General features: G+C 69.0%; 3 protein-coding genes. 2 read left to right on the top strand and 1 reads right to left on the bottom strand.

Annotation, left to right across the window (positions count from 1 at the left end):
* Nucleotides 1-317 (bottom strand): leucine zipper domain-containing protein (locus FVA95_RS28315; protein ID WP_149664620.1); only part of this gene is annotated, 317 nt, incomplete at its 3' end.
* Nucleotides 318-602: 285 nt separating this feature from the next.
* On the opposite strand from FVA95_RS28315, the gene FVA95_RS28320 reads away from it, so the two are divergent.
* Nucleotides 603-1,409, top strand: coding sequence for a hypothetical protein (locus tag FVA95_RS28320; protein WP_075309387.1), 807 nt, complete (start codon nt 603-605; stop codon nt 1,407-1,409).
* A 123-nt stretch (nt 1,410-1,532) separates the two neighbouring features.
* Entirely contained in the window at nt 1,533-2,327 is a 795-nt protein-coding gene (locus FVA95_RS28325) for an IniB N-terminal domain-containing protein (RefSeq protein WP_149666849.1), read from the top strand.
* Nucleotides 2,328-2,722 lie beyond the last annotated feature (395 nt).

A 2,722-nucleotide genomic window follows, 5' to 3' on the forward strand; every position in this document is an offset into this window, starting at 1 on the left:
ACCGCGTGCACGGTCGAGGCGGCCATGCCCAGGCGCCCGGCGATCTGGACCGGGCCCAGCCGGTGCCGCCAGCGCAGCCGTACGATTCGCCGCACCAGACCGACACGGGTCTTCGTCGGTGAGGACCTCGGCCGTGAGCTGCGGTCGGCCATCCCCGCCGGCCCCTCGGCCCGGTAGCGGTCGGACCACTTCTTGGCGGTCCGCGCGGAGACCATGAACATTGTCGCGGCCGCGGTGTGGGTCCAGCCGTGCTCGACGACGAGTTGAGCGAGCCGCAGCCGGGCGCGCGGGGTCAGGGCGGCGTTAGCGTGGGACACGAAGGCCTCCGGTGGGTGAAGCGGTTCCTCGACAGCTCCACTTCACAACCGGAGGCCTTCGTCTGTCAGCCAGACTCACCGCCCCCGGACGGGACAACCTCCCTGGACATCACAGTTAGCCGGTGCCGCGCAGCGGAACGAAGTGGGGGACCGATCCCCTAACGGCCCCCCGACGGACCCGGAGCGATCCCCGATGGCCGGACGGTCCGGCGTCCCTAGCTTTCGTCGTCAACACCGGTCGTCGCCGACGGACCGGTCACCCCCCGAGCGACTCCGGAGGCCGACATGGCTGCACACGACATCTCGCTGATCGACTTCATCAAGCTCCTGCTCGGCAGCGGCTCCGAGAGCATCCAGGTCCGCGACTGGTTCAACGACAACCCGAACGCGGTCCTGCAGCACTACGGCCTCGCCGACCTGTCCCCGGAGGACGTCCGCGACGCGCTGGTCATCGCGCAGGACAACGACACCGTGTCCTTCGACCGCCACTACGACACCGGCTTCAACTGGGGCGGCGACAAGGGCGGCTGGAGCGAGGGCAAGGGCGACCACGGCCACAAGGCCGCAGCCTCCCACGAGAACGTGCACGTCAAGGACGTCTGGCACACCGAGAACATCGACGACCGCGACACCATCGTCGACAACTCCGTGAACCAGCACATCAACACCCACGGTGGCGACTTCGACCAGGACATCGACATCCGGTCGACCACCGCCTCCGGTGACGGCGCGGTGGCCGCCGGCGGTGACATCGACGGCTCCACCATCACGACCGGCAACGGCAACGTCGTGGGCGACGGCAACAACGTGGTCAAGGGCGACGGCAACACCTCCGCCTTCGGTTCCGGCTCGGCCACCAAGACCGGCGACATCTCCGCCGACAAGGGCGGCGCGGTCTCCATCGGCGGCAACGCGACCGGCTCGCACGACGCGACCGACTCGTTCAACAAGACCTGGACCGAGACCCACGAGAACACCGAGATCCACGACTCCGGGAACCTCGACGCCAGCACCGAGACCCACACGTCGATCGACGACCACAGCCACACCGACATCGCGTCGCACAACGGCATCGACCTCGCCGTCGGCTGACCCACCGCACCGCCCGGTGACCGGGCCGGGACGCCCCCGACCCCGGCCCGGTCACCACCTCCCGCACCACCCGAACCCTCCGCCGAGCGCGCGAGCCCGGCGGCACCCGCAGAGGAGATCGCCATGTCCGTCGAGAAGTCGCTGATCCAGTTCATCCTGGACCTGCTGAAGGACCCCAAGGCCCTGGCCGAGTTCAAGGAGGACCCGCACGGTGTCCTCGCCCAGTGCGGCCTGTCCGAGGTCTCCGCCGACGACGTCCGCGACGCCCTGGTCCTGGCCCAGGACAACGACGACGTGTCCTTCGACCGTGACTACAACACCGGCGGCGGCCACGGCGGCCACCACCACACCCCGCCGCCGCCCGTCCACCACGGCGAGGACCCGGTCAAGTACATCGACAAGTACGTGACCAACAACCACTACACCTACAACGTCGACGACCGCGACACCATCGTCGACAACTCGGTGAACCAGAACGTCGACACCGGCGGCGGCGACTTCAAGCAGTCGATCGACACCAAGTCGGTCGTCGCGTCCGGCGACGGCTCGGTGGCCGCCGGCGACGACATCCGCGACTCGACCGTCACCACCGGCCACGACAACATCGTGGGCGACGACAACAACGTGGTGAAGGGCGACGGCAACACCACCGCCTTCGGTTCCGGCTCGGCCACCACGACCGGCGACATCTCCGCCGACCACGGTGGCGCCGCGGCCGTCGGTGGCACCGCCACCGGCTCGAACGACGCGACCGACTCGTTCAACAAGACCCACACCGAGACGCACACCTCGACCGACATCGACGACTCGTTCAACACCGACGCGAGCCAGCACACCGACACCCAGGTCGACAACCACAGCCACACCGACGTGCTCTCGCACAACGACGTCTCCGCCGACGTGCACGTGGGCCTCTGACCCACCGCTGAGTCACCGCTGACCGACCGCACTGCTCCGGGCGGAGGAGCAGGTTCGACCGCCCGGACCGACCGGCCCCGGCCACCCACCCCGTGGGTGACCGGGGCCGTCACCGTTCGTGTATCCATGACGAGGACGTGACGGATGCCGCCGGGCACCGTCCGCGACGTATCTGGGGGGAGCGGTCGTGGCAGTGCCGGAGGCGGTCGCCCTCGTCGACCTCGCCCTCAAGGCGGGGGTCTGTAACGAGAACGGTGGTTCCGGCGATGTTGTCAGTAGTGCTCGGCGCCCGGCCAGCGGTCACCGAAAGTGATGGCGAAGGCGTTGAGGACTGGCTTCCAGCGCATCATCCATCGGGTGTGGCCTCGTCCGGTCGGGTCGAGGCTGCGGGTGAC

This window comes from Pseudonocardia sp. EV170527-09 (assembly GCF_008369905.1).
In the GTDB taxonomy this organism is placed as follows: Bacteria; Actinomycetota; Actinomycetes; order Mycobacteriales; family Pseudonocardiaceae; genus Pseudonocardia.